Below are 21,861 nucleotides of genomic sequence, written 5' to 3' on the forward strand. Positions count from 1 at the left end.
AGCAGGCTCCTTTCATGGCAACGTATTACGACCAGTTCTATTATATTGATCCGGGCAATCCTCCGGACGCGGGCACATCTCTGACCCCTCAAACACTGGAGATCACTGATCGCAACAACGATGATTGGATTTCGTACAGCGGTGCGGACCGTATTGACGGCTCTCGTGTAGACTATGTCTGGCGCGGCGATACGATTACCGTTCAAAATGAAAACGGCCGTGAATTCACGATCACTGGCGACACTTTCTACCTAAGAAACGGTGATCGTGTGTTTACGCCAAGCGATGGCTCGATCCTGCACAACGCAACCTTTGTCAGTTCGACCTATGTCACGACCAGCACACAGGCCCCAGTGGGCGATCTCGGTCCCGAATGTTTCGCAGCAGGTAGCTTGATTGATACCCCAAGCGGGCCAACTCCGGTTGAATGGCTGAGGCAAGGCGACTTGGTTTTGACACGCGATAACGGGGCGCAACCGATCTTGTGGACTGGCGGGCGTTTTGTGGAGGGAACGGGCAAATTCGCCCCCGTGCGCTTTGAGACTGGCGTAATTGGCAATCGCCGCCCGCTGCTGGTTTCGCAACAGCATCGAATATTGATCGAGGGTTGGCGTGCGGAGCTGGCATGCGGCACGTCCGAGGTCTTGGTGGCCGCCAAACATCTCGTGAACGGCCAGACCATCCGCGTCACACCGGTGCCGAGATTGCGCTATATCCACGTGTTGCTCGACGCTCATCACGTTCTGAGTGCCGAGGGTGCCCCGTGCGAAAGTCTGTTCCCCGGTGAGATGATTCTTGATGAAGATCGTGCAATTTACGGCGAAATACGTGACGCTTGGGCCGCACATCACAGCGATGCAATCGAGACCATGGTAACCGCGCGACAGGTCGCGCGCGGCGCGGAGGTTTCGCTTTTGGCGGCTTGACCGCCCCCGTGCGAGCGTGACTTATACGCCCATGGCGAAAACGAGAAAATCGAAAAAGAAGACCCGCCGGGGCAGTGCAACTTCGGGTCTGATCGCGGGAATGACCGCGCCATTCCGGCTAATCCTGAAATGGATGGGCCGTGCGGCCTTGGTCGTAATCGCGATCTATTTGGCGCTGATCGTTGTTTTTGCCTTCATCAATCCGCCGACCGATTACTACATGTGGTCTGAACGCCACCGCCTTGGCGCGGTTGATCAGCAATGGGTCGCGATGGATGATATCGCCCCCGTCATGGCGCGCTCGGTTGTCGCCGCAGAGGATGCAAATTTCTGCAATCACTGGGGTTTTGACATGCACGCGATCCGCTCGGCTATTGATGACGGGGCTAATCGTGGGGCCTCGACGATCAGCCAGCAGGTCGTGAAAAACGTCTTCCTCTGGCAAGGGCGTAGCTGGATTCGCAAGGCGATGGAGGCCGCGCTGACCCCGGTTGTCGAGGCCGTCTGGTCTAAGCGGCGCATCCTAGAGGTTTATCTCAATGTCGCGGAATTCGACGAGGGCGCTTTCGGTGTCGATGCCGCAGCGTTTCGTTACTTCCGCACCTCGCCAGACAAGCTGACCGCGCGCCAGGCGGCTTTGATCGCCGCCGTTCTGCCCGACCCCAAGGGGCGTTCGGCCGCCAAGCCTTCGGCCTTTGTGCAGCGTCGGGCGCGCGCCATTATGGACGGCGCGGCGACGATCAAGAATGATGGCCGCGCTGCGTGTTTCGAATGATCACTCGGCGGGTCGACCGTCGGGCATGCGGCGCATCACTGCGAACAGCTCGGCCACTTTGATCCCGAATTTACGCATCTGCGAACGGTTCAGCAATGTGCCATCGGGCATCTGGTAGATCCAATCGGTCACATCCAGAACATGCCCGCCCGCATCCTCGGGCAACCGCAACTTGTAATGCATCTCAAGCGCATTGCCGCGTTGGGCCATCGTGGCCACGCCTTCGATATCATCAGCGGTCGAGCTGATCGTGCCATCATCGGCAAAGCGGATATTCCACGCCCGGTTTTGCGTGCGCCCCGAGGCGTAATGAAACTTCTCGTTAATCACGCCGCCTTCATTGGTGAACGTGCCGACCATCATCGCGCGAAATCGCGACGTGACCCGTCCGGTCGGTCCGTAAATCATGCCATGCGCCTCAACCGGCCCCTCAAATGCCTCACGAATGTCGAAACTTGGGCTCTCGCTGGCATAATCGGATAGGCGCTGCGCCGGGTAGCCGAAAAACACCTGCCGGATGATGAGAGCGGCGAAAATCAGAACGGCTATTGCCAAGAGAATCTTGATCATCACTCACGCCCTCGCATGCACAAGTTGAACCTGAACCACATCGGTATGATTGACGGTAAAGGCCGCCGCGCAGGCCTCGAGATAGTAAAGCCAGCCGCGCAGAAAATCGGGACCATAGCCCATCTGCGCGGCCCGTCCGGCGCGCTCTTTCAAACGGGTCGCCCATTGGCGGCAGGTTTCGGCGTAATCCTGACCAAAGCCGAAGCTTTCTTTCACCATAAGACCTGCCCGCGCCGCCTGATCGCGGATCACCTCATCTGACAGCAACATGCCGCCGGGGAAGGTGTATTGGCGGATAAAGTCAGAGGTCTCGCGATAGGTCGGAAAGTAAGAATCAGACACTGTTATGGCCTGAATCACCGCAGATCCGCCTTCGGAGAGGCGGTCTTTAAGGGTTGCGAAATAGGTCGGCCAATAGCGCTCACCGACCGCTTCGATCATCTCGATCGACACGATATGGTCAAATTTTCCGGGCGTGCGGCGATAATCTTGCAGCCGGATATCCGCACGGCCATCAAGGCGCGCATCGGCATAGCCCTTTTGGCTGGGCGAGATCGTGATTCCGGTGACATCGCGCCCCTGCTCGGCGGCGCGCTCGGCAAAATGGCCCCAGCCGCAGCCGATTTCCAGCACACGTTCGCCATCGCCCAGCGAGTCGAGAATACGGTCTAACTTGCGGTTTTGCGCCCTGTGCAAATCTTGATCGCCCGGTGCAAACAGGGCGGAAGAATAACTCATCCCCTCATCAAGCCAGATCTGGTAAAACTCATTTCCAACGTCGTAATGCGCGCGGATGTTGCGCGATGAGCCGCGCAGAGAATTCGCGCGCATCAACCGGTCAACGATTTTGAAACGCAGGTTCGACCAGAACCCCGCATAGGCGTAACTGTCTGCGATGGATAGGTTTTTCAGTGCAATCGTTAGTAATCCCTCAATCGAGGGCGTGTCCCACATTCCGGCAACATAGGCCTCGCCCAGACCGACATCACCGCGCGCAGCCATCATCACGACCGCTTGCCAGTCGCGAATGACCATTTCAGCATGCGGTGCGCCGCGACCGAAATGACGGATCTCGCCATCGGGCAGATGCAAGCTGAGCGTCCCGTGCTCGATCTTCTCGCAGGTATCCAGAAACTCTTTGCGAATCCGGTTGGTGAAAAAGGGCATCATCGCGAGATCTCCTCGTGCGGTGGGGCGGGGTGCGGACGGTAAGCGGCCCCTTTGAGTTTCAGTCGAAGCGCTTGCCAATAGATCAGCAAAATCGTGCGGATCGGGGTGAGCGGACGGCGCAAGGCCACGGTGATCAAATCGCGCGAGCGTAACGGACGGCGCGTTGTGACGAGCGTCGCAGTTACCCCTTCCTCGCCGTTTTCATGCGCGATACGGATGGCGATTTTCGTGTCTGTAATCGCAAAGCGGAACTGATAGTCGCCTGCGATATCCTGAAACGGCGAGACGTGAAAGATTTTCCGACTTTGAGTTACTGTTTGCGCCGTAATAGGGTCGAAATTTGTGGTTGCGCATAAGTAGGAATGTCGATCGCCAAAAGTGTTGTTTACCTCGGCAATCACAGCGCGCAGATTGCTTTCCGCGTCAAAAGACAGCCAGAAATTCACCGGATTAAACCCCCCACCTAAGATGCGCGGTTGGGTGAGCAGGCGCAGCGAATGGGGGAGCGGCGCTCCAGCCTCGACGAGCTTACATCGCGCCCATTTCGCGCCATCGCCCTGCCCACACACGCCACCGTAATCGCGATCCCGCAGCACGGCCAGATTTCGACCCTTGCGCGAAAACAAGCGCGGCCAAGGCCCCTTGGATTCAGGGTCAATCAGCACATAGTCGACATGGTATCGGAACCCGTGGGTAATCGCGCCGCGCCGCGCGTGACCAGTGGTTCCGGGGCAAAACTCGGCGTTCATGCGGACACCAGATCAAGAATGGGTTGGATTTGGGCGTTTTGGTTGATCGCACGCGCCACCCGTATTGCCGAGGCAAACCCGTCTTCGTGAAAGCCATGCCGCAACCACGCGCCGGCATACCACGTACGATTTAGACCCTGAATCGCCGCGATATCGCCCTGCGCCTGCAAAGCGGCACGATCAAAAACCGGATGCCAGAACTCCTCATGATCGTAGATCGACTCTTGCGCGATCTCGGCCTTGGGGTTGAGCGTGACAAAAAGCGGGTCGTTTTGCGGGATGTTTTGCAGCTTGTTCATCCAATAGGTCACCCCCAAACGGGTCTCGTTCTGGCTTTGCGAGGCCTGATAGGTCCAGCTTGACCAACAGGCGCGCCGGTGCGGCATCTGCTTGTCGTCTCGGTGCAGATAAACATCGTTGGGCTGGTAGCGGATCGCCCCAAGCGCGGCCGTTTCCCGCGAAGTTGGCTGGGCCAGCAGGCGCAGCGCTTGATCGGAATGGGTCGCGATGATCACCTGATCAAACGTGTCGGGAAGTGCATTTTTGGCCGAAATAGTGACGTTTCGAGCGCCGCGCCGCACTGAAGTAACCGGCGTGCCAACGCGGAATTCAACGCCGCGCAGACGCAGAGCAGCTTCCAACCGTTTGACGTATTCGATCGAACCGCCCGAGACGGTCCACCATTGATGCTGTCCGGTAGCGGACAGCAGCGCGTGGTTTTCAAAGAACCGCATCAAGCTGCGGGCCGGAAACGCGCCGATCTCTGCCGCTGGAGTCGACCAAATCGCCCCGCAGATCGGCAGAAGATAGTAGCGGCGAAACCAATCGCCCATTTGGAGTGCGTCCATCAACGCGTCGATGGTCATGTCATCGTTTTGCGCCATCTCTACGGCGCGCGCATTGAATTTCGCGATATCGGCGACCATCCGGTAGAAACCGGGTCGCGCGAAGTTGCGCTTTTGCGCCACCAGTCCGCGTAGGTCGCGCAGCGCATACTCGATCCGACCCTGATCAATGCTGACGCCAAAGCTCATGTCCGACCTTTCGACTGGCACGTCAAGCTCGGCAAACATCCGCGTCAGATGCGGGTAGTTGGCGTAGTTGAACACGATAAAGCCCGTATCAACAGGTTGATCGCCTTGGCGTCCGGCGAGGATCGTGCGGGAATGACCGCCCAATCGGCTTTCCGCCTCATAGATCGTGACGCGGTTATGCGGTGCAAGCTGCCAAGCCGCGGCCAGCCCGGAAATGCCCGACCCGATGATGGCAATGCGTTGCGCGCTCGGATGCGGTGCGTCGAAGGACATAACATTACTCCCAATCACTTGAACCGATAACGCTGGGTGCTAAGGTTTGGATCAGAAGTTTTTTCACTGCCGGGTGATCCGGGTGATAAGACGACGCGTAATCTGGTTATGTTGAGCACCATGACCAGAGCACTCGAAACAAAAACGCCACTGCCGCGAGGTCTGCGGTTGGGCAATTCTGGAACTCAGATGAACGGTAATGGCGCACCAACGGATCAGCCTAATCAAGGTTGCGAACAGACCGTCTGGTTGGTGGCCGTGCGCGATCATCGCGACAAGGCGGCTTTCGGGCGGCTTTACGACCACTTCACCCCGCGCCTCAAAGGTATGTTGATTCGATCTGGCATGTCGGGTGCTGCGGCAGAAGACGTGGTGCAGGACGTGATGCTGACGATTTGGCGCAAGGCGGATCTGTATGACGAGGGACGCGCGCGGGCCTCGGCATGGATCTACCGGATCGCGCGCAATCGCCAGATTGATGTGATTCGCCGCCGTCCGCGCCCTGTGCCCGATGAGATGATTGCCGAGGCCGAAAGCCGCGAGGCCCGTGATGCGGATGCGACCGTCAGCCTAGCGCAAGAAGCCGTGCAACTGCACGAAGCCCTAGCGATGCTGCCAGAATCGCAGCGGGAGATTATCGAGCGCGCCTATGTCGGCGAGTTGACGCAGGCAGAAATACGAGAGGCCACGGGCCTTGCCTTGGGAACGATTAAGTCGCGAATTCGGCTGGCTTTGGAGAAGTTACGGCACGAATTGAAAGATCTGAGGAACGAATGAAAGAGATTACGCATCATCTGCCAGAGTGGTTGATCCGGTCTTATGCCGCCGGAAGCCTTGGTCATGCGTTTTCGCTGGTTGTGGCGGCGCATGTCACCCAATGCGACGAATGCCGCGCGCGGCTTGAAGCCGAGGAGGCAGCGGGTGGCGTCGTTCTGGAGGGGCTTGAGGCCGTGGACACGTCTGACGATCTGCGCGCGCGGGTGTTTGCCGGGCTTGATGAAGACGTCGCCCCCGAAGCCCCTGCGCCTAAGCAAACTGGCATTTACCCCGGTGCTTTGATTGCCGAGATGGGTGCAGATCAGCCGCGTTGGCGGTCTTTGGGTGGCGGCATTCGCCAAGCCATCTTGAGCGAGGACAAACAGGGTTCGGCGCGGTTGCTGTATATCCCGCCGGGAATGGCCGTGCCCGATCACACGCATGGCGGCTTGGAGTTGACCTTGGTGTTGCAAGGCTCGTTCCATGACGAGACGGGCGAATTTGGCGTCGGCGATGTCGAGGTGGCCGAGGACGATCTGGATCACACCCCGACTGCGGGCATGGGAGAGGCCTGTATTTGTCTTGCTGCGACCGACGCGCCGCTGAAATTCAAGGGAATGCTGCCGCGACTGTTGCAGCCGATCTTCCGCATCTAGCGCGGCTGCGCAAACCTGCAGTTTTCAAGGCCTGCCGTGCGTGACAGTTATGGCGGGTCTTTGCATTTTCTCCCTCGTTTTCCCGCTCAGACAAAGGGTGCGCCTACGCAGATCATCTCGCGCGTTGGCAAGGGGGACACAAAGCGCTTATATGCCTGTCAGGACGACCAAAAAGGACACGCCGTGGCGATCCATCTGCATGAGAACGACTTGCCGGACGGGCTTAATCTGGGGCCGGTCGTGGCTATTGATACCGAAACGATGGGTCTTGATCCGCGCCGTGACCGGTTGTGTCTGGTGCAGCTATCCTCGGGTGATGGCAATGCCCATCTGATCAAGATCGCCAAGGGGCAGACCGAGGCACCGCGCCTGTGTGCGATGCTGGCCGATCCCCACACGGAAAAGCTGTTTCATTTCGCGCGCTTTGATCTGGCCGCGCTATACAATGCGTTTGGCGTTGTAACGCAGCCGGTGTTTTGCACCAAGATCGCCTCGAAAATGGTGCGCACGTTCACGGATCGTCATGGTCTAAAAGTGCTACTGCAAGAAATCGTGGGAGTTGATATTTCTAAGCAGCAACAAAGCTCGGATTGGGGGGCGGCCAAGTTGAGCGCCGCGCAAAAAGACTACGCAGCAAGCGATGTGCTGTATCTTCATAAGTTGCGCGATGAGCTGGAGCGCCGCCTTATCCGCGAAGACCGCCGTGCTTTGGCGCAGTCTTGTTTCGATTTTCTGCCCGCGCGTGCGCAGCTTGATTTACTAGGATGGGGAGAGCCCAATGACATCTTCCACCACTGATTACAGCGCAACGGCGCGCCGCGTGATCGCGATTGAAATTGCGGGCATGAGTGCGTTGGCCGACAGTCTGAATGGCGAGTTTTCCCGCGCGGTCGAGATGATCTTGGCCACCAAGGGCCGGGTGATCGTCTCGGGTATGGGGAAGTCGGGCCATATCGGGCGCAAGATTGCTGCGACCTTGGCCTCGACCGGGACGCCCGCGCATTTCGTCCATCCTGCTGAGGCAAGCCATGGCGATCTGGGCATGATCACGCAGACCGATTTGGCGCTGGTGTTGTCCAATTCCGGCGAAACGCCCGAACTGGCCGATCTGATCGCGCACACGCGGCGGTTTTCGATCCCGATGATTGGCGTGGCAAGCCGGCCAGAGTCGACGCTGCTGAAACAGGCCGATCTGGCGCTGGTGCTGCCGCAAGCCGAGGAAGCCTGCGGAACGGGTGTAGTGCCCACGACCTCGACGACGATGACGCTGGCGCTGGGCGATGCGCTGGCCGTGGCGCTGATGGAGCACCGCCACTTCACCGCCGAGCATTTCCGCACCTTCCACCCCGGTGGCAAGCTGGGGGCGCGTCTGGCCAAGGTCTCGGATCTGATGCATACTGATCTGCCGCTGGTGCCCGAACCGACACCGATGTCCGAAGCCTTGCTGGTGATGAGCCAAAAGGGCTTTGGCGTGATCGGCGCGATGGATGCGCGGGGCCACCTGACCGGCATCGTCACCGATGGCGATTTGCGCCGCCATATGAACGGGCTGCTCGAACACACCGTCGCCGAGGTGATGACCGCCGCGCCGCGCACAATCACCCCCGATCAACTGGCCGAAGCCGCCGTGGCGCAGATGAACGAACGCAAGATCACTAGTCTTTTCGTCGTCGAAAACGCGCGCCCCGTGGGCTTTATCCAGATTCACGATTGCCTGCGCGCCGGGATCGTTTAATGGACTATGACAACAGCCATTCGCAACTGGTGAGCTGGGCGAAAATTGCCCTGCCGCTGAGCGCGCTTGTGCTGTTATCGACGTTGTTTTTGTTTTCCAACCGGATCGACCCAAGCGCGGCCATTCCCTATGCGCAAGTCGATGTCGAAAAGCTGGCGCGTGAATCGGCGCTGACCCGACCCGAATTTTCCAGCATAACGCAGGATGGCGGGACGCTGACGGTAACGGCCGAGCAGGCACGTCCCGAACCTGACAACGGCGGCGGCGCATCGGCGGAGCAGTTGATTGCCAAGCTGACCGCCAAAGATGGGCTGGTCACCGATCTAAGCGCGAAGCAGGGTCGCTTTGACACAGCTGCGGGTCAAATCATTTTGCAAGGGTCGGTCGCGATGCAGACCTCGCAGGGCTATCATATGACGTCGGATTTGATCGAAATGCAGACGGATCGCAGCAAGATCGTCTCTCCCGGTCCGATCCAAGGGGACGCGCCGTTTGGCAGGCTTGAGGCGGGTTCGATGACGATGACGGCCGCCAAAACGAGTGGCGATGACGATCTGGTTTTCAACAAGGGTGTGAAGCTGATATATCAGCCAAAGCAATGAGGGTGTGATGCGAAGCCTTGCGAGTGTTCTGAGCTTGAGTGCGATCCTGCTGATCCCCGTGATCGCGCAGGCCCAACAGGTCACGTTTGGCGGCATGCGCGCCGATACCAAAGCCCCGGTTGAGGTCACGGCCGATCAACTCAACGTCAACCAACAAAGCGGTAAGGCCGTGTTCAGCGGCAATGTGCTGGTGGGTCAAGGCACGATGCGGCTCAAGGCGGCGCAGGTCGAGGTGCAATATGCCAAAGACGACCGCACGAAAATCTCGCAGCTTGTGGCAACGGGGGACGTCACGCTGGTATCTGAGACCGAGGCCGCAGAGGCCCAGCAAGCCGTCTATGACGTGCCCGCCGGAACCGTAGTGCTTAGCGGGAACGTGCTGCTGACCCAAGGCGACAACGTGATGTCTGGCAATCGACTGAATGTTGATCTAAGCACCGGGACAGGGCAGATGGACGGTCGCGTGCGCACGATCCTCAAGCCCGGAACGAAATAATGAACGTTCAGACTGAGAATCGCGGCGGGCCGACCTCGGTGATGCAAGACACTGACGGCTTGCATGTGCGCGGCTTGCGCAAAAGCTATCGCCGTCGTCCTGTGATTCGCGATGTGTCGCTGGACGTTTCGCGCGGCGAGGTGGTGGCGCTGCTGGGGCCGAACGGCTCGGGTAAGACGACGTGTTTCTACAACATCGCGGGATTGATCCGCCCTGATGCCGGGCAGGTCATGCTCGACGGGCGCGATGTGACGGGCCTGCCGATGTATCGCCGCGCCCGGCTGGGTATTGGCTATCTGCCTCAAGAAGCCTCGATTTTTCGCGGCCTCACGGTGGAACAGAATATTATGGCGGTGCTGGAAATTGCGGTCCCCGACCCCCACGGAAGGCGCGAACGACTTGAGGAGCTGCTTGGCGATTTCTCAATCGGGCATCTGCGTCAAGCGCCCGCGATGGCGCTGTCGGGGGGGGAGCGGCGACGCTGTGAAATCGCGCGCTGTCTGGCGGCCGATCCGAAATATCTGCTGCTGGATGAACCCTTCGCGGGCGTCGATCCGATTGCGGTCTCAGAGATTCGCGCGCTAGTGTCGCAACTAAAAGATCGTGGCATCGGCGTGCTGATCACCGATCATAACGTGCGCGAAACGCTCGAAATTGTCGAGCGCGCCTATATTTTGCATGATGGCAAGGTGCTGATGTCGGGCACGACCGAGGAAGTCGTGCAGGACGAAAATGTGCGTCGGGTCTATCTTGGCCAGAATTTCCGCATTCTTTGATAGCCGTGTGAGCAAACTGGTCAGTTTCAACGCAGGTCAACCGTTGACACCCCGACCGTTCCGTCCCCAAATATACTTACATGCGTGATTGTCGCCCCCACCTCCAGCGCACGTCCGCCGAGCCCAACTCGGTTAACGTCAGCCTTTGGCCAAATCGCAAAGCCGGTGGTGCTATGATCCGCATCTTCCTTAGGGAAATTAACCGGCTCGCAACCTGTCCGTGTCACGGTCAGGCGGCGTGGCCCAATGCGTGAAGGAGAAACTCCATGCGGTACCAGATCACTGGCAAGCAAATCGATATTGGCGAGGCGCTGCAATCCCATGTCAAATCCGAACTGGGTGAAACGATCGACAAATATATGCAGCGACCCACGGATGCGGCGATCACCTTCTCAAAGAACGCACATGAATTCATCTGCGAGGCCTCGGTTCATCTCTCCACTGGGCTGACCGCATCGGCCAAAGGTCATGCGACCGAGATTTACGCAGCCTTCGATAGCTGCCGTGAGAAAATGGGCAAACAGTTGCGCCGCCATAAGCGCCGCCTCAAGGATCACCATCGCGATCGGGTGGAACCGGTTGAATTTGAGTCTGCGGGGATGTATGTGCTCGCCGCAGAGCAGGAGGACGAGTCAGGCGAGGCGGCCAATGTCGCGCCGGTGATCGTGGCAGAGATGGAGACCAAGGTGCCCACTCTGTCGGTTGGTGAGGCGGTGATGCAGATGGAACTTTCCGATGCGCCGTTGCTTGTCTTCCGGAATGAGAAACATGGCGGGGTCAATGTCGTGCATCGTCGCGACGACGGCAATGTTGGCTGGATTGACCCGCGCAACAGCAAATGAGCGCTTCCCGAAAGGGCAGCGCGGAAAAGACGGGTTATATGGATCTATCGAGGTTGCTCAAACCTGGAGCTGTTAAGGTGCTGTCCACTGTGACGAGCAAGAAGCGCCTTTTTCAGGATCTTGGCGATATCGCGGCGACGAGCTATGGGCTGGACGCCGCGCAGACGGTGGATGCGTTGCAGGAACGTGAAAGCCTTGGGCCGACCGGTGTCGGTCACGGGGTGGCGCTTCCGCATGCCCGTCTTAACGCTCTGGATGAGGTAGTAGGCGTGTTTCTACGGCTCGAAAAACCGCTCGATTTCGACGCGGTAGATCGGCTGCCGGTGGATTTGGTCTTTGCGTTGTTTGCGCCCAAGGATTCGGGTGTGGAACATCTCAAGGCGCTGGCTTTGGTATCGCGCACGATGCGCGATGCTGAAACTTGCGAAAAGCTGCGCGCCAATTCCGATCCTTCAGCGCTGCATGCTGTCCTGACCGAGGCGCAGGGCCGTCGAGCCGCCTGACGCTTGTTGGCTAGCAAAAGAAAAGCGCGCCTTTCGGGGCGCGCTTTTTCAGTTCCGTTTCCAGTCGTCAAAACCGAATTGCATGAAGTCGCGCGGATAGCATTCACGCGCTGCCGCCTCAAGATCGGGCGTCCAATATTCGGCGAGCTTGAGGGCGGCGACATCTACCTCTGCGGCGTCAAATTCGGGCGCATGTTCAATCCCGACGCTCTGCGCCAAATAGTCCAGATCCAGCGCGATACGATCTTCGCGCACCAAAAGATCGGGCAGCGCGAATTGCGCGATGCCTTGCAGCAGCGCCGATTGCGTCGCCCAAAGCGCATTCACTGGCAGGCTTGTTTGATTGGCGATATTGGCCTTGAGCCAGCCCATGAACCCGATCAGTGCCTCGGCGTGGCGATCAGCCGCCAGCGTTTGCTCTTCATCTGGAATCGCCAGCTTGTAGCTTTTGCGCAGAACCGCGCGGGTCTCAAACATATTGTCCCACTCCAGCACGGCGGCAAAGGCCAGATGAGCGCGCATCAACGGGTGCCGCAGCACGCAAAAACTGCGATGGCCGGTGTGGCGCCGCTTCCATTGGCGTAGCGTCTTTTGTGAAAACCCCTCTTCCAGCCCGCCGATCTTGCCGAGCCATGCCCGGATTGGAGCATCCATCGCGGGGCGTATCGGCATATACAACAGCCCCGCCTCTTTGCAGGCGATGAAACCGGGCACGCCGGGGCCGCGACGCGGTTCGAAATTGGGCGTGCGTGACAGGTTGAACCGGTCGAGCCGCGCCAGAGACGCCTCCATCCCCGGAAAATTCGATACCTTCGCCTCAAGCGGCTCGGGGTTTTGCACCTTGAGACTGTCGGGCATCGCCTCAAGCCGCCCATCCACACCCAGCCAATGTGCCAGCCCGTTAATCACCTCAACCGATTGCGCGTCCTCATAGTCGATATAAAATGCGGTCTGTCCCGATTTTTGCAGCGCGTTCATCAGCGTGATCTGAAAGTTCTGAAATTCCTCGAGGTGTGTCTCGAACTCGGCTGCTTCAAAACGCGCCTTGCCCGGTTTGCGATGCTTGGCATCGCCCAGTTTCCACTGCCCCGTTGCCTGCGCAATCTTGAGGCTAACATAGCTTTCGATGGGATTGCGGGTCAGCACGATCTTGGCACATTTCGGGTCTTCCAGAAAGGTCGACAGCATGCGGGGATCGTGATCGTGGAAATAGCGACACCCGTTCAGCCCCTCGCTTTGCTTGATGGCTTTCCACAGCACCATCGGGTCGCTGTCGCGCAGGCTTTGGCTGACGCCCAGCAAATCCTTACGATTGGGATAACCGATCAGCACGGGATTAAATGCCTCGCCGTGGCACGTTGCGCCCGGTAGCGCGTTGAGCGCGGCTTCCAGCAGGTTTGACCCGGTGCGCATTTCTGCAAAAACGACAAATGTTTCGAATTTTGCCATCGGCTCACTTCACCAGATAGGGACGGCCACGCCGTGTCGTGGATTGGCGCGCGCCCTCATCCAAGGGGAAATCACCCATCACAAGCGGCTGCATCCCTTGGTTTTTAAGGTTTTGCAGAAACTGGCCAAAGCCCGTCAGGTCCACCATCTGCGGTGCCTCGGTCAAGCGGCGGGTGCTGCGAGGGGAGATTTCGTCAATGATGGTTTGCAAGGGCTCCATCGGGTTTTCAATGAACTCCGCAATCGACCAGATCCGCACGCGCGCCTTCACATACATTGAGCGCAGGATATCCAGATGCTCCAACTCGCGCTTTTGCAACCGCGCAGCCTCGCGTCGGATCGTTGCAAAATTCTCGTTTACCCGCGACAAGGGCAGCGCCCAAGCGCCGGAAATAACGGAAATCTGCGCATTCGGATCGGTTGCGGTGAACCAGTTATTGTCCTGATTGTCGCGCGGGCTGAACATGAAACACTGACGTTCGCCGCGCGAATTCCAGATCACGTTTGTCAGGAAGGCGCGCGGGTTGTAGTCACGCATCACCGCGCTGTCGGTCAGGCAGCCGCTAAACATCTCTTCGCCGCTGGCAAATTCGGCACGTTCGGGCGCGAACAGATGGCCATGCACCCGCGCCCCGACATATTTCGCGAGCCAGCCATCGAAATTCTCAAACAGATCGGAAAACCCGTGGAAGATTGAGTAAGGCGCCGAAGTCTTGCCGTTCTCATGGTCCTTTTTCGGAAACCGGCTTTGCATGTATAGGCCTGGTCGCCCTTTGGTGCGCCGCTCGATGGATTTTGAGAAGAGCCGGTCTATCTTGGCTGGATTGGGTTCGGCCATCACCGAGCTGCCATTTCCAGGTGCAAGGAAGGTTGAGTAAAGCCGATCCGCCTTGGGCCAGACCTTGCGCGCGACAAAGCAATCCGAGCGGCGCAAAAGCTGTAAGTGATCGTCGTAAAAGATATGCGGTTTACCCTGAAAGTCGAACTTGGTCAGTGTCAGCGAGCGGCTTTCGACCGAGGTCGCATAAAGTCGCGTCAGCGTTTGAAAATAGCTCTCATCGGGAATCCAGACGCGCTTGAAGTAGCGGTCATACATGTCGCGATCGGGATCTTGCAGTATCGCGCTTAGCGTCTGGCGCGTCAGGCACCACCATTGGCTGCCAAGATGGGGCACCATGCCATCGGGGATACGTCGCTTGAACTTGACGCGACGCTGCAATTCGACATAGCGGTCAAACAAGCGGCGCTGCTTTTTCCACGAGAACGGAAAGCGCAGAGTGAAGCGCTCCATATCAATTCCACCGACGGTCCAACCGACCTCAGTCGTGGTCACACTTTCGATGAAATCGGTATAGGGGCGCGCGGCAAGATAGTCGGTCAGCTCGCTGAGCGGGCGCAACGGCAAGCATGAACCGGACGCCAGATAGACATGGCGCACCTCGCGGTGGCGTTCCAACATTTGCTCGGACGCGGCTTGGGCGGCAGCCACCAAAGACCAGGTTCCCCACTCGCATTTGTAGCGGCGCGAGAACGAGATATCCTCGAGATCGGCAAGGCTACGCCCCAACGCGGAATAGTCATGTTCACTGACGCGGGCATCGACGTGAATCACCACCGGCGCACCACTGGTCGCCCAGTAGCGCGCAACTTGCGCCGCGCGATCCAGCGCCGTGTGGCACATCATGATGAAACCGACCGTCACTTGCGTCGTCCCCTAAGCCCAATTGCCCTTTGACATTAGCCCAAGAATTTCGAGCTGGCGCCAATTGATATACTTTTCCGACCATTTGCACCACAAATCGGGTTGTTTGCCTATGGTTTGAGCGTAGGCGCGATATTCCCGCGAACCTGCGTAATGCTGGCCGCGATCCAATTCTTCCTCAACCTTCTCGGTCAGGGGCGACAGGAACTTCGCGTGCATCAAGCAGCCTGACACCATCTCGCCGCCACCGGTGTCGTAGGTGTGGTTCAGCCCGCGCGGCAAAAGCGTATGGGTCGATGAGGTATAAACAAACCCACGCTCCCATTTCACAAGCGGAATTTTGTTCAGCGACGGGGCAGCTAGCGGTTCTTCTGCAAAGATAACGCGCGCGCGCGGGCCGCCTTGAATCCACAAATTGTGCATCATTGGATTGCGCGAGATCATGTAATTCCCGGCGTCGAACCAGCAGGCGCGATCAAACGGGTTTTGCCCCTCGACATAAGGCACCGCATCAATCGGGCCTTTGGGATACATATCCAGCAGCATAGCGGGAAAGGACCGGATGCTGTAAGTATCGAGCCAGTCGGTCAACGCGTCGATCGGGCGGGTATCGCTGAACGGGTAGACGAAGAACTCGTCAGGGTCGATAGTCAGGGTCCAATGCCCGGTGCCATATTTGCGCAGCAGGTGGTTCAGCCAATCCATTCCGAAATTGGCTGCCTTGTAGGATGCCCCGGTGACCCAGACTGAGCAATCCTCTTGCTCGGTCAGATATTCGCGCGTCCCATCATCCGAGTCATTGTCCACGAACAGGAAGTGACGAATCCCCATGTTACGGTAGTAGCGCAGGAAATAGGGCAGGCGGATGCGTTCGTTGCGCAGCGTGACAAAGACCAAAATATCTTCGGGAGCGATCTTGCCAGTGCGATCCGCAATACCGGCGATTTCACGTCGTTTGCGAAAGGCGCGTATCTGGCGAAACCTGCGCATTCGACGCAGTTGTATCAGCTCCCTCGATCCCAAAGCCCGTTCCTTCTGCCGCACTTACGTCTTTTAGCCGAAATTGGTTACCGGTCTGTTATTTTTTTCCCATTTGGCGCGTTAGCCACAAGAAATCACCTTGAGAATACGCATAAGTTCCGCATGCGTAAACTGCTGACGGCACTAGGTCCAGTCGCCTGTGCGCGTCAAGCCATAGCGGATCAGACAGTCCGGCCCCGTATAGCGCGCCGAGTGATCACAAGACAGGTCCGGATCGCCGCTAATCGCGTCATAATAGGCGTTGTAGCGGTCACGATGGGTGAAATGCTCGCCTCGCTCTTTTTCCTCGCGTGCGCGTTGCAAAGCGCCGTCGAGAAACTTGGAATGTAGCAAAGCTCCGGTGGGCAAGCCGCCGCGTGGATCAAAGCCGCGGTTGAGCATGCGCGGCAGCGCCACATGGGTCGAGCTGACATAGGCATAGCGCCAATCCCATTTGATCAGCGGCACCTTATGCAGATGCGGGGCGTGATCAGGCTGGCTTGCAAAAAACGCCCGTTTGCGCGGCCCGCCCCGGATCGAGATATTGCCAAAACGCGGCTGGCTTTCCCAAGTGTAGCCTTGGGTATCAAACAGCGGCAAAGCCTGCGTCGGATCATCGCCCGTCGTGGAGCGCGCGCTGGATAGCGGCCCGTCTGGATACATATCCAGCATCATCGCCGCCATCGCGGGCGCACCACGTGCCGTCAGCCAATCGGTCAAGGCAGGCAGTGGTCGCGTCTCGCAATCGGGATAAACCAGCAACTCATCGGCATCGACAGTGGCGCACCAGTGACCCCGCCCGTAGCGCATCAGTAGCCAGTTCAGCCAATCCATCCCAAAGCGCGAATCGCGGTAACTGCGCTGCGTGCTCCAGAGCGAAACATCAGGCTGGGCGCGCAAGATTTCGACGGTCTCATCGGTGCTGTCATTCTCGACAATCAGGAAATGGCGCACGCCCAATTGCCGGTAATGGCGCAGGAAATAGGGCAGGCGCTGCGCTTCGTTGCGCATCGTCGCGAATAACAGGATATCGCCGCGCGCAATCTGGCGGGTCTGGTCAAGTCGCGTGCGCAATGCGTGACGACTGCGCAGCGCGCGCCACAGCAATTGTCGTCGCTTGAGGCGCAGCCGATAGGCCGCGCGCCAACCTGTGTCTTCGCTCATACCAGACCCTTTCAGGGGGTCAGTATTCATACTCTGGCGCTTGATGCCAGCGCCACGCATCGGCGATCATCGTCGCCATGTCCGAGCGTTGCGGTGCCCACCCCAAATCGGACAGCGCGCGTCGCGAACCCGATACCAGCGAGGCCGCATCACCGGCACGGCGCTCACCCTCGACAATCGGCACATCGCGATTGGTCACGCTGCGCGAGGCGTCGATCACTTCGCGCACCGAAAACCCTTTGCCAGAGCCAAGACAGAACACCGCATCGCCCTTATCCTGTTCCAGCCAGCGCAGCCCCAAAACATGCGCATCCACCAGATCGCAGACATGCACATAGTCACGCACGCAGGTGCCATCGGGCGTCGGGTAATCTGACCCAAACACCGTCAAAGCCGCGCGCTTTCCATCAATCGCGTCTAGCATTAGCGGGATCAGATGGGTTTCGGGCACATGCTGCTCGCCAACTTCGCCATCGGGATCAGCGCCCGCGACGTTGAAATACCGAAAGATCACCGAATGAAGCCCATGGCTCGCCCCGAAATCGCGCAGCATATCCTCGATTGCGCGTTTCGAGCCGCCATAGGCGTTGATCGGGCGTTGCGGCGTGTCCTCGTTCAAAACAACGCCATCCTGATCGCCATAGGTCGCGCAAGTCGAGGAAAAGACAAAGTTTTCACAGTCTGCCGCAATCGTCGCCTCGATCAAGTTGAGGGCGTTATTGACGTTCTCAGACCAGTATTTCGCCGGGTTCGACATCGATTCACTCACGAGGCTGAGTGCGGCGAAATGCATCACCGCGATCGGCTGATACTGCTGGAAAACCTCATCAAGGCGCGCGCGATCCGCCAGATCTCCCTCTTCGAGCGGTCCGTATTTGACCGCCTGTTTCCAGCCGGTAGAAAAATTGTCAAAACAGACAGGGATGTAGCCCGCTTTGCGCAAGGCCTTGCAGGCATGCGCGCCGATATAGCCCGCACCCCCGGTGACCAAAACATGCTTGGACATCGTTACTCGGCCGCCTGACGCATCGACATGAGATCGGTCAGATAGTCACCGAATTCGTCTTTCAGATCAGGGCGCTGCAGACCGAAGGCGACCGTCGCTTGCAAAAAGCCCGCCTTGGTGCCGCAATCATAGCGTTGCCCGCGGAAGCGATACCCGTAGACCGGATTGCCCTCATCGATTTCCTGCGCAATCGCATCGGTGAGCTGAATCTCACCCCCCGCGCCGGATTTCATCTTGTTGAGGTTCTGCATGACCTTCGGCGTCAGAATATAGCGCCCAATCACAGCGAGGTTCGAGGGCGCATCCTCGGGAGCGGGTTTTTCGACCATACCCTTAACCTTAACAGTCGCGCCGGTTTCGCTGTCGCAATCCAGCACGCCGTAGGATGAGGTTTTCTCGCGCGGCACTTCCATCGCGGCGACGATATTTCCGCCAGTCTCGTCATAAGCCTCCATCATTTGCTGAAGGCAGGGTTTTTCGGCGGCAATCACGTCGTCCGTGAGGATGACGGCAAAGGGCTCGTTGTGCACAAGTCGGCGCGCACACCAAACAGCGTGACCCAAACCGAGCGGCTTGTTTTGGCGCACATAGGCGATGGCGCCGGATTCCATATTCGTGGCCTTCAACTCTTGCAGCAAATCGTCTTTGTTTTTCTTGCGAAGAGCGGTTTCCAACTCTGGCGCGTCATCAAAGTAATCCTCAAGCGCGGATTTCCCGCGCGAGGTCACGAAGATGAACTCTTTGATGCCCGCCGCGCGTGCCTCATCAATCGCGTATTGGATGAGCGGTCGATCCACCAGCGTCAAAATCTCTTTTGGGATCGATTTGGTCGCGGGCAAGAAGCGCGTTCCAAGGCCGGCAACCGGAAAAATTGCCTTTGTAACCTTGTTTTTCATACTGCACCTATAAGTTGATTCCAAGTGGCCGAAGCCAATTTTCAACGCATTGTGGCTGTAATTGCGGCGGGTAACAAGGTTGCAGCACGGGGCCGCGCGGCACGCTTGCCGTTTATCGCCTATCTATATGTCAGATGCGCGAATTTCGGTCATTTCCCGTGAAAGGAGCCCGAGCGTTGCAGGTTCGACGCGATCAGGGCAGCTTCATTTCGGCCATCATCGCCTGAAGGCGCGGCACGTCGGAGGGGTTGTTCAGCTCCCAGAACTGCCGCCCACGCGCCTCGACCTCAACACATAAAACTGCGCGCCCATTTTCCAGAAAACGTAGCTGTTCCAGTCCTTCCAGCTCTTCAAGGGGCCCAACGTGCCATTCGGGATACTGCGCGAGAATATCGGGGCGATAGGCGTAGACGCCAACGTGATGAAACACCGGCGTCGGGTCGTGGGGCAGGTAGCTTCCAGCGGTGTAGGGAATCACCTCCTTGGAGAAATACAGACCCCGATTGCCCGCACCAAATACCGCCGCGGTGCCGCCGACGCGACCGTGATGGCGATCTTCGCGCAGACTGGCCAGCATCTCGCCCTCACAGCGCAACACCGGGGTGGCCAATTCGGCCCACGCATTTGCGCGCAGCCCAGCCACCAGATCTTCGATGAACCAAGCGGGGGTGAGCGGTGCATCGCCCTGCAAATTGACGACGATCTCGTAAGCGTCGCCCAGTTTTGCCGCCGCTTCGGCGCAGCGCTCGGTTCCATTGCGGCAGCTTTCCGAGGTCATCACTACCTCGGCCCCAAACGCCTCGGCGGCGTCGCGAATGCGCGCATCATCTGTCGCCACGACGACGCGTTCCACGCCAGTCACCGTCATTGCGGCTTCCCAGCTGCGCTGGATCAGGGTCTTGGCAACGCCCGTCGCGCCAGTCAATTCGACCAATGGTTTGCCGGGATAGCGGCTTGACGCATAGCGCGCCGGAATAACGATGAGAACGGACATTATTTTACCAGTAAAACGCCAGGAGCATAGGCGATGAAGAACGGGTTTTCGAAGCCGGGTTTGCCATATGTGAAGGGGGTATGATCGTCAAAGCGCACCACTTGCCCTCCCGCGCCGCGCAACACCGCATCACCCGCTGCGGTGTCCCATTCCATCGTGCGACCAAGGCGCGGATAAAGATCTGCCTCACCGGTGGCGACCAAACAAAACTTCAGCGACGAACCCGCCGATTTCAGGTCTGCCACCGCATATTGGCCGATATAGTCATCGGTAGCCTGATCGCGATGTGATTTTGACGCGACAACCATCAGCGCGCGATTGTCAGGCACCGAAACCGAGATCGGCTCTTGCTTGCCCGGAGTTGCCTTGTCGAAATTCGGTCCGATTTCCTCAATCGAGCGGCCATCGGGGAGCGTGTAAAACAGCCGCCCCTTCACGGGAGCGTAGACGACGCCGCGCAACGGCTTGCCGTCCTCGACATAGGCAATATTGACGGTGAAATCACCACGGCGCTTGACGAATTCCTTCGTGCCATCAAGGGGATCAACGATCAGGAACGTCGAAACCGTCTGACCGTGCGAAGCCGCCTGTTCTTCGGTGACCAACGCCATGTCGGGAAATTCCGCGCGCAACCCGGCTGCAATCAACGCATCGGCAGCCTCATCTGCCTCGGTGACCGGCGAGTTGTCAGATTTAGATTTCACCTCGAATTCGGGCGCGTTGTAGATTTCCATGATCTTGCCGCCCGCTTCGAGGGCCAAGCGGCGCATCACGCGTGTCAGATGTTCGAAATCCATCACATCTCCATTTCGGCCCAATTCTGGCCTAATTGCTATGGTTACCCACCTCCCTTATGATGCGCCGTCAAGGGAACGACAAGGTTTCTAGCTTAGAGTGTCGGCGCAGGCAGCCAGGATGGCAGAACATGTTCAAGGCAGGACGTAGTAATTCCACGATTGGATCAACCTTCAGCCTGCTGGAGCTGATTTATCATGCGACCGTGCGGCACCTGCGCAAGTCGCATGGCAACGCGCTGCTTGGGCTGCTCATGAATATGTTCCAGACCGTGCTTTTGGTCGCGACATTTTACATCATGTTTGGCGTTTTGGGTCTGCGGGGCAACGCGATTCGCGGGGATTTCCTGCTCTATGTCATGAGCGGGATTTTCTTGTTTTTGACGCATACCAAGGCGATGGGCGCCGTGTTCGGGGCCGAAGGGCCGACCTCGGCGATGATGAAGCACGCGCCTATGACGACCGCGATCTCAATTTCATCGGCGGCGCTCAGCTCGCTTTATATCCAGTTACTGTCGATGTTCGTGGTGCTGTTCATCTACCATGTCGCCTTCCAACCGATTGAGATTTACAATTGGGTTGGCGCGATGGCGATGGTGTTGTTGTCGTGGTTCACGGGCGCGGCCATCGGATTGGTGTTGCTCGCGGCAAAGCCATGGGCGCCCGACGTGGTTGGCATTATCCAACAGGTCTATTCGCGCGCAAATATGATCGCCTCTGGCAAGATGTTTCTTGCCAATAATCTACCTCATAAGATGTTGGTATTGTTTGACTGGAACCCGTTATTTCATACGATTGATCAGGCGCGGGGCTATGTTTTCATTAACTACAACCCGCATTTCTCGAACTGGGAATACCCGCTATATGTGGGCTTGGCCTTGCTGATGATCGGCTTGATGGGTGAATTCTACACGCGCCAATATGCTTCGCTAAGCTGGGGTGCGAAACGCTAAGCCTGATCTCAGAGTGCCTT

General features: G+C 58.2%; 24 protein-coding genes. 12 read left to right on the top strand and 12 right to left on the bottom strand.

Annotation, left to right across the window (positions count from 1 at the left end; genetic code table 11):
• The first annotated feature begins 14 nt into the window (after window positions 1–14).
• Window positions 15–926, top strand: coding sequence for a Hint domain-containing protein (locus ACN0SD_RS01130; RefSeq protein ID WP_417806376.1), 912 nt, complete (start codon window positions 15–17; stop codon window positions 924–926).
• Window positions 927–957: 31 nt separating this feature from the next.
• Window positions 958–1,701, top strand: a complete 744-nt coding sequence (mtgA, locus tag ACN0SD_RS01135; protein ID WP_417806377.1) for a monofunctional biosynthetic peptidoglycan transglycosylase — start codon at window positions 958–960, stop codon at window positions 1,699–1,701.
• On the opposite strand, the gene ACN0SD_RS01140 is transcribed toward mtgA, so the two are convergent.
• The 4 genes from ACN0SD_RS01140 to ACN0SD_RS01155 are packed head-to-tail and all read right to left on the bottom strand — an operon-like array spanning window position 1,702 to window position 5,497.
• A complete protein-coding gene (locus ACN0SD_RS01140) occupies window positions 1,702–2,271 on the bottom strand; it encodes a DUF3833 domain-containing protein (RefSeq protein WP_417806378.1) in 570 nt (189 codons plus the stop codon).
• Window positions 2,272–2,274: 3 nt separating this feature from the next.
• Window positions 2,275–3,438 carry a class I SAM-dependent methyltransferase gene (locus tag ACN0SD_RS01145; RefSeq protein ID WP_417806749.1) on the bottom strand — a complete coding sequence of 388 codons (1,164 nt, stop codon included), beginning with the start codon at window positions 3,436–3,438 and terminating at the stop codon, window positions 2,275–2,277.
• A complete protein-coding gene (locus tag ACN0SD_RS01150; protein ID WP_417806379.1) occupies window positions 3,438–4,190 on the bottom strand; it encodes a DUF1365 domain-containing protein in 753 nt (250 codons plus the stop codon). Before ACN0SD_RS01150 ends, ACN0SD_RS01145 begins: the two co-directional genes overlap by 1 nt.
• Complete coding sequence (locus ACN0SD_RS01155; protein WP_417806380.1) at window positions 4,187–5,497, bottom strand: NAD(P)/FAD-dependent oxidoreductase; 1,311 nt, start codon at window positions 5,495–5,497, stop codon at window positions 4,187–4,189. The genes ACN0SD_RS01150 and ACN0SD_RS01155 overlap by 4 nt, the downstream gene beginning before the upstream one ends.
• Window positions 5,498–5,686: 189 nt before the next feature.
• Between ACN0SD_RS01155 and ACN0SD_RS01160 the strand changes: the two genes are divergently transcribed.
• The 9 genes from ACN0SD_RS01160 to ACN0SD_RS01200 all read left to right on the top strand — a co-directional run bounded on the left by ACN0SD_RS01160 (window position 5,687) and on the right by ACN0SD_RS01200 (window position 11,863).
• Window positions 5,687–6,274, top strand: coding sequence for a sigma-70 family RNA polymerase sigma factor (locus ACN0SD_RS01160; RefSeq protein ID WP_417806381.1), 588 nt, complete (start codon window positions 5,687–5,689; stop codon window positions 6,272–6,274).
• Complete coding sequence (locus tag ACN0SD_RS01165; RefSeq protein ID WP_417806382.1) at window positions 6,271–6,909, top strand: ChrR family anti-sigma-E factor; 639 nt, start codon at window positions 6,271–6,273, stop codon at window positions 6,907–6,909. The genes ACN0SD_RS01160 and ACN0SD_RS01165 overlap by 4 nt, the downstream gene beginning before the upstream one ends.
• 183 nt (window positions 6,910–7,092) lie before the next feature.
• Entirely contained in the window at window positions 7,093–7,707 is a 615-nt protein-coding gene (locus tag ACN0SD_RS01170; RefSeq protein WP_417806383.1) for a ribonuclease D, read from the top strand.
• Window positions 7,688–8,644 (top strand): KpsF/GutQ family sugar-phosphate isomerase, encoded by a 957-nt coding sequence (locus ACN0SD_RS01175; protein WP_417806384.1) that lies wholly within the window; start codon window positions 7,688–7,690, stop codon window positions 8,642–8,644. Before ACN0SD_RS01170 ends, ACN0SD_RS01175 begins: the two co-directional genes overlap by 20 nt.
• On the top strand, window positions 8,644–9,246 hold the full coding sequence (locus ACN0SD_RS01180; RefSeq protein WP_417806385.1) for a hypothetical protein: 603 nt from the start codon (window positions 8,644–8,646) through the stop codon (window positions 9,244–9,246). Before ACN0SD_RS01175 ends, ACN0SD_RS01180 begins: the two co-directional genes overlap by 1 nt.
• Before the next feature lie 7 nt (window positions 9,247–9,253).
• Entirely contained in the window at window positions 9,254–9,742 is a 489-nt protein-coding gene (gene lptA, locus ACN0SD_RS01185; RefSeq protein ID WP_417806386.1) for a lipopolysaccharide transport periplasmic protein LptA, read from the top strand.
• Window positions 9,742–10,518: an LPS export ABC transporter ATP-binding protein gene (lptB, locus tag ACN0SD_RS01190; RefSeq protein ID WP_417806387.1), complete on the top strand. Its 777-nt coding sequence runs from the start codon at window positions 9,742–9,744 to the stop codon at window positions 10,516–10,518. Before lptA ends, lptB begins: the two co-directional genes overlap by 1 nt.
• A gap of 266 nt (window positions 10,519–10,784) precedes the next feature.
• Window positions 10,785–11,360, top strand: coding sequence for a ribosome hibernation-promoting factor, HPF/YfiA family (gene hpf, locus ACN0SD_RS01195; RefSeq protein WP_417806388.1), 576 nt, complete (start codon window positions 10,785–10,787; stop codon window positions 11,358–11,360).
• A 38-nt stretch (window positions 11,361–11,398) separates the two neighbouring features.
• Window positions 11,399–11,863, top strand: coding sequence for a PTS sugar transporter subunit IIA (locus tag ACN0SD_RS01200; protein ID WP_417806750.1), 465 nt, complete (start codon window positions 11,399–11,401; stop codon window positions 11,861–11,863).
• A 48-nt stretch (window positions 11,864–11,911) separates the two neighbouring features.
• Here ACN0SD_RS01200 and ACN0SD_RS01205 read toward each other — a convergent pair whose 3' ends face one another.
• The 8 genes from ACN0SD_RS01205 to cysQ form a co-directional block, all read right to left on the bottom strand.
• The gene (locus ACN0SD_RS01205; protein WP_417806389.1) at window positions 11,912–13,312 is read right to left on the bottom strand and encodes a nodulation protein NodH; all 1,401 of its coding nucleotides are present in this window, start codon (window positions 13,310–13,312) and stop codon (window positions 11,912–11,914) included.
• 4 nt (window positions 13,313–13,316) lie between these two features.
• Window positions 13,317–15,014: a beta-1,6-N-acetylglucosaminyltransferase gene (locus ACN0SD_RS01210; RefSeq protein ID WP_417806390.1), complete on the bottom strand. Its 1,698-nt coding sequence runs from the start codon at window positions 15,012–15,014 to the stop codon at window positions 13,317–13,319.
• 12 nt (window positions 15,015–15,026) lie between these two features.
• On the bottom strand, window positions 15,027–16,004 hold the full coding sequence (locus tag ACN0SD_RS01215; protein ID WP_417806751.1) for a glycosyltransferase family 2 protein: 978 nt from the start codon (window positions 16,002–16,004) through the stop codon (window positions 15,027–15,029).
• 174 nt (window positions 16,005–16,178) lie between these two features.
• Window positions 16,179–17,198, bottom strand: coding sequence for a glycosyltransferase family 2 protein (locus ACN0SD_RS01220; protein ID WP_417806391.1), 1,020 nt, complete (start codon window positions 17,196–17,198; stop codon window positions 16,179–16,181).
• A 19-nt stretch (window positions 17,199–17,217) separates the two neighbouring features.
• The gene (galE, locus tag ACN0SD_RS01225; protein ID WP_417806392.1) at window positions 17,218–18,204 is read right to left on the bottom strand and encodes a UDP-glucose 4-epimerase GalE; all 987 of its coding nucleotides are present in this window, start codon (window positions 18,202–18,204) and stop codon (window positions 17,218–17,220) included.
• 2 nt (window positions 18,205–18,206) lie between these two features.
• Window positions 18,207–19,100, bottom strand: a complete 894-nt coding sequence (gene galU, locus ACN0SD_RS01230) for a UTP--glucose-1-phosphate uridylyltransferase GalU (RefSeq protein ID WP_417806393.1) — start codon at window positions 19,098–19,100, stop codon at window positions 18,207–18,209.
• Between the two features lie 193 nt (window positions 19,101–19,293).
• Window positions 19,294–20,094, bottom strand: coding sequence for a 3-deoxy-manno-octulosonate cytidylyltransferase family protein (locus ACN0SD_RS01235; protein ID WP_417806394.1), 801 nt, complete (start codon window positions 20,092–20,094; stop codon window positions 19,294–19,296).
• Window positions 20,094–20,891: a 3'(2'),5'-bisphosphate nucleotidase CysQ gene (cysQ, locus tag ACN0SD_RS01240; protein ID WP_417806395.1), complete on the bottom strand. Its 798-nt coding sequence runs from the start codon at window positions 20,889–20,891 to the stop codon at window positions 20,094–20,096. Before cysQ ends, ACN0SD_RS01235 begins: the two co-directional genes overlap by 1 nt.
• Window positions 20,892–21,019: 128 nt before the next feature.
• Here cysQ and ACN0SD_RS01245 point away from each other — a divergent pair, with 128 nt between their 5' ends.
• A complete protein-coding gene (locus ACN0SD_RS01245) occupies window positions 21,020–21,841 on the top strand; it encodes an ABC transporter permease (RefSeq protein ID WP_417806396.1) in 822 nt (273 codons plus the stop codon).
• The last annotated feature ends 20 nt before the right edge of the window (window positions 21,842–21,861 follow it).

This window comes from Thioclava sp. (assembly GCF_048263065.1).
Lineage (GTDB): Bacteria > Pseudomonadota > Alphaproteobacteria > Rhodobacterales > Rhodobacteraceae > Thioclava.

Excerpts from the sequence above, each read along its gene's own strand:
- ACN0SD_RS01140 (WP_417806378.1), bottom strand. The coding sequence starts at position 2,271 with ATGATCAAGATTCTCTTGGCAATAGCCGTTCTGATTTTCGCCGCTCTC.
- ACN0SD_RS01130 (WP_417806376.1), top strand. The coding sequence starts at position 15 with ATGGCAACGTATTACGACCAGTTCTATTATATTGATCCGGGCAATCCT.
- ACN0SD_RS01155 (WP_417806380.1), bottom strand. The coding sequence starts at position 5,497 with ATGTCCTTCGACGCACCGCATCCGAGCGCGCAACGCATTGCCATCATC.
- ACN0SD_RS01165 (WP_417806382.1), top strand. The coding sequence starts at position 6,271 with ATGAAAGAGATTACGCATCATCTGCCAGAGTGGTTGATCCGGTCTTAT.
- ACN0SD_RS01235 (WP_417806394.1), bottom strand. The coding sequence starts at position 20,094 with ATGTCCGTTCTCATCGTTATTCCGGCGCGCTATGCGTCAAGCCGCTAT.
- ACN0SD_RS01215 (WP_417806751.1), bottom strand. The coding sequence starts at position 16,004 with ATGCGCAGGTTTCGCCAGATACGCGCCTTTCGCAAACGACGTGAAATC.
- ACN0SD_RS01220 (WP_417806391.1), bottom strand. The coding sequence starts at position 17,198 with ATGAGCGAAGACACAGGTTGGCGCGCGGCCTATCGGCTGCGCCTCAAG.
- mtgA (WP_417806377.1), top strand. The coding sequence starts at position 958 with ATGGCGAAAACGAGAAAATCGAAAAAGAAGACCCGCCGGGGCAGTGCA.
- lptB (WP_417806387.1), top strand. The coding sequence starts at position 9,742 with ATGAACGTTCAGACTGAGAATCGCGGCGGGCCGACCTCGGTGATGCAA.
- ACN0SD_RS01200 (WP_417806750.1), top strand. The coding sequence starts at position 11,399 with ATGGATCTATCGAGGTTGCTCAAACCTGGAGCTGTTAAGGTGCTGTCC.
- ACN0SD_RS01145 (WP_417806749.1), bottom strand. The coding sequence starts at position 3,438 with ATGCCCTTTTTCACCAACCGGATTCGCAAAGAGTTTCTGGATACCTGC.
- galU (WP_417806393.1), bottom strand. The coding sequence starts at position 19,100 with ATGAAAAACAAGGTTACAAAGGCAATTTTTCCGGTTGCCGGCCTTGGA.
- hpf (WP_417806388.1), top strand. The coding sequence starts at position 10,785 with ATGCGGTACCAGATCACTGGCAAGCAAATCGATATTGGCGAGGCGCTG.
- cysQ (WP_417806395.1), bottom strand. The coding sequence starts at position 20,891 with ATGGATTTCGAACATCTGACACGCGTGATGCGCCGCTTGGCCCTCGAA.
- ACN0SD_RS01150 (WP_417806379.1), bottom strand. The coding sequence starts at position 4,190 with ATGAACGCCGAGTTTTGCCCCGGAACCACTGGTCACGCGCGGCGCGGC.
- ACN0SD_RS01245 (WP_417806396.1), top strand. The coding sequence starts at position 21,020 with ATGTTCAAGGCAGGACGTAGTAATTCCACGATTGGATCAACCTTCAGC.
- ACN0SD_RS01160 (WP_417806381.1), top strand. The coding sequence starts at position 5,687 with ATGAACGGTAATGGCGCACCAACGGATCAGCCTAATCAAGGTTGCGAA.
- lptA (WP_417806386.1), top strand. The coding sequence starts at position 9,254 with ATGCGAAGCCTTGCGAGTGTTCTGAGCTTGAGTGCGATCCTGCTGATC.
- ACN0SD_RS01180 (WP_417806385.1), top strand. The coding sequence starts at position 8,644 with ATGGACTATGACAACAGCCATTCGCAACTGGTGAGCTGGGCGAAAATT.
- ACN0SD_RS01175 (WP_417806384.1), top strand. The coding sequence starts at position 7,688 with ATGACATCTTCCACCACTGATTACAGCGCAACGGCGCGCCGCGTGATC.
- ACN0SD_RS01205 (WP_417806389.1), bottom strand. The coding sequence starts at position 13,312 with ATGGCAAAATTCGAAACATTTGTCGTTTTTGCAGAAATGCGCACCGGG.
- galE (WP_417806392.1), bottom strand. The coding sequence starts at position 18,204 with ATGTCCAAGCATGTTTTGGTCACCGGGGGTGCGGGCTATATCGGCGCG.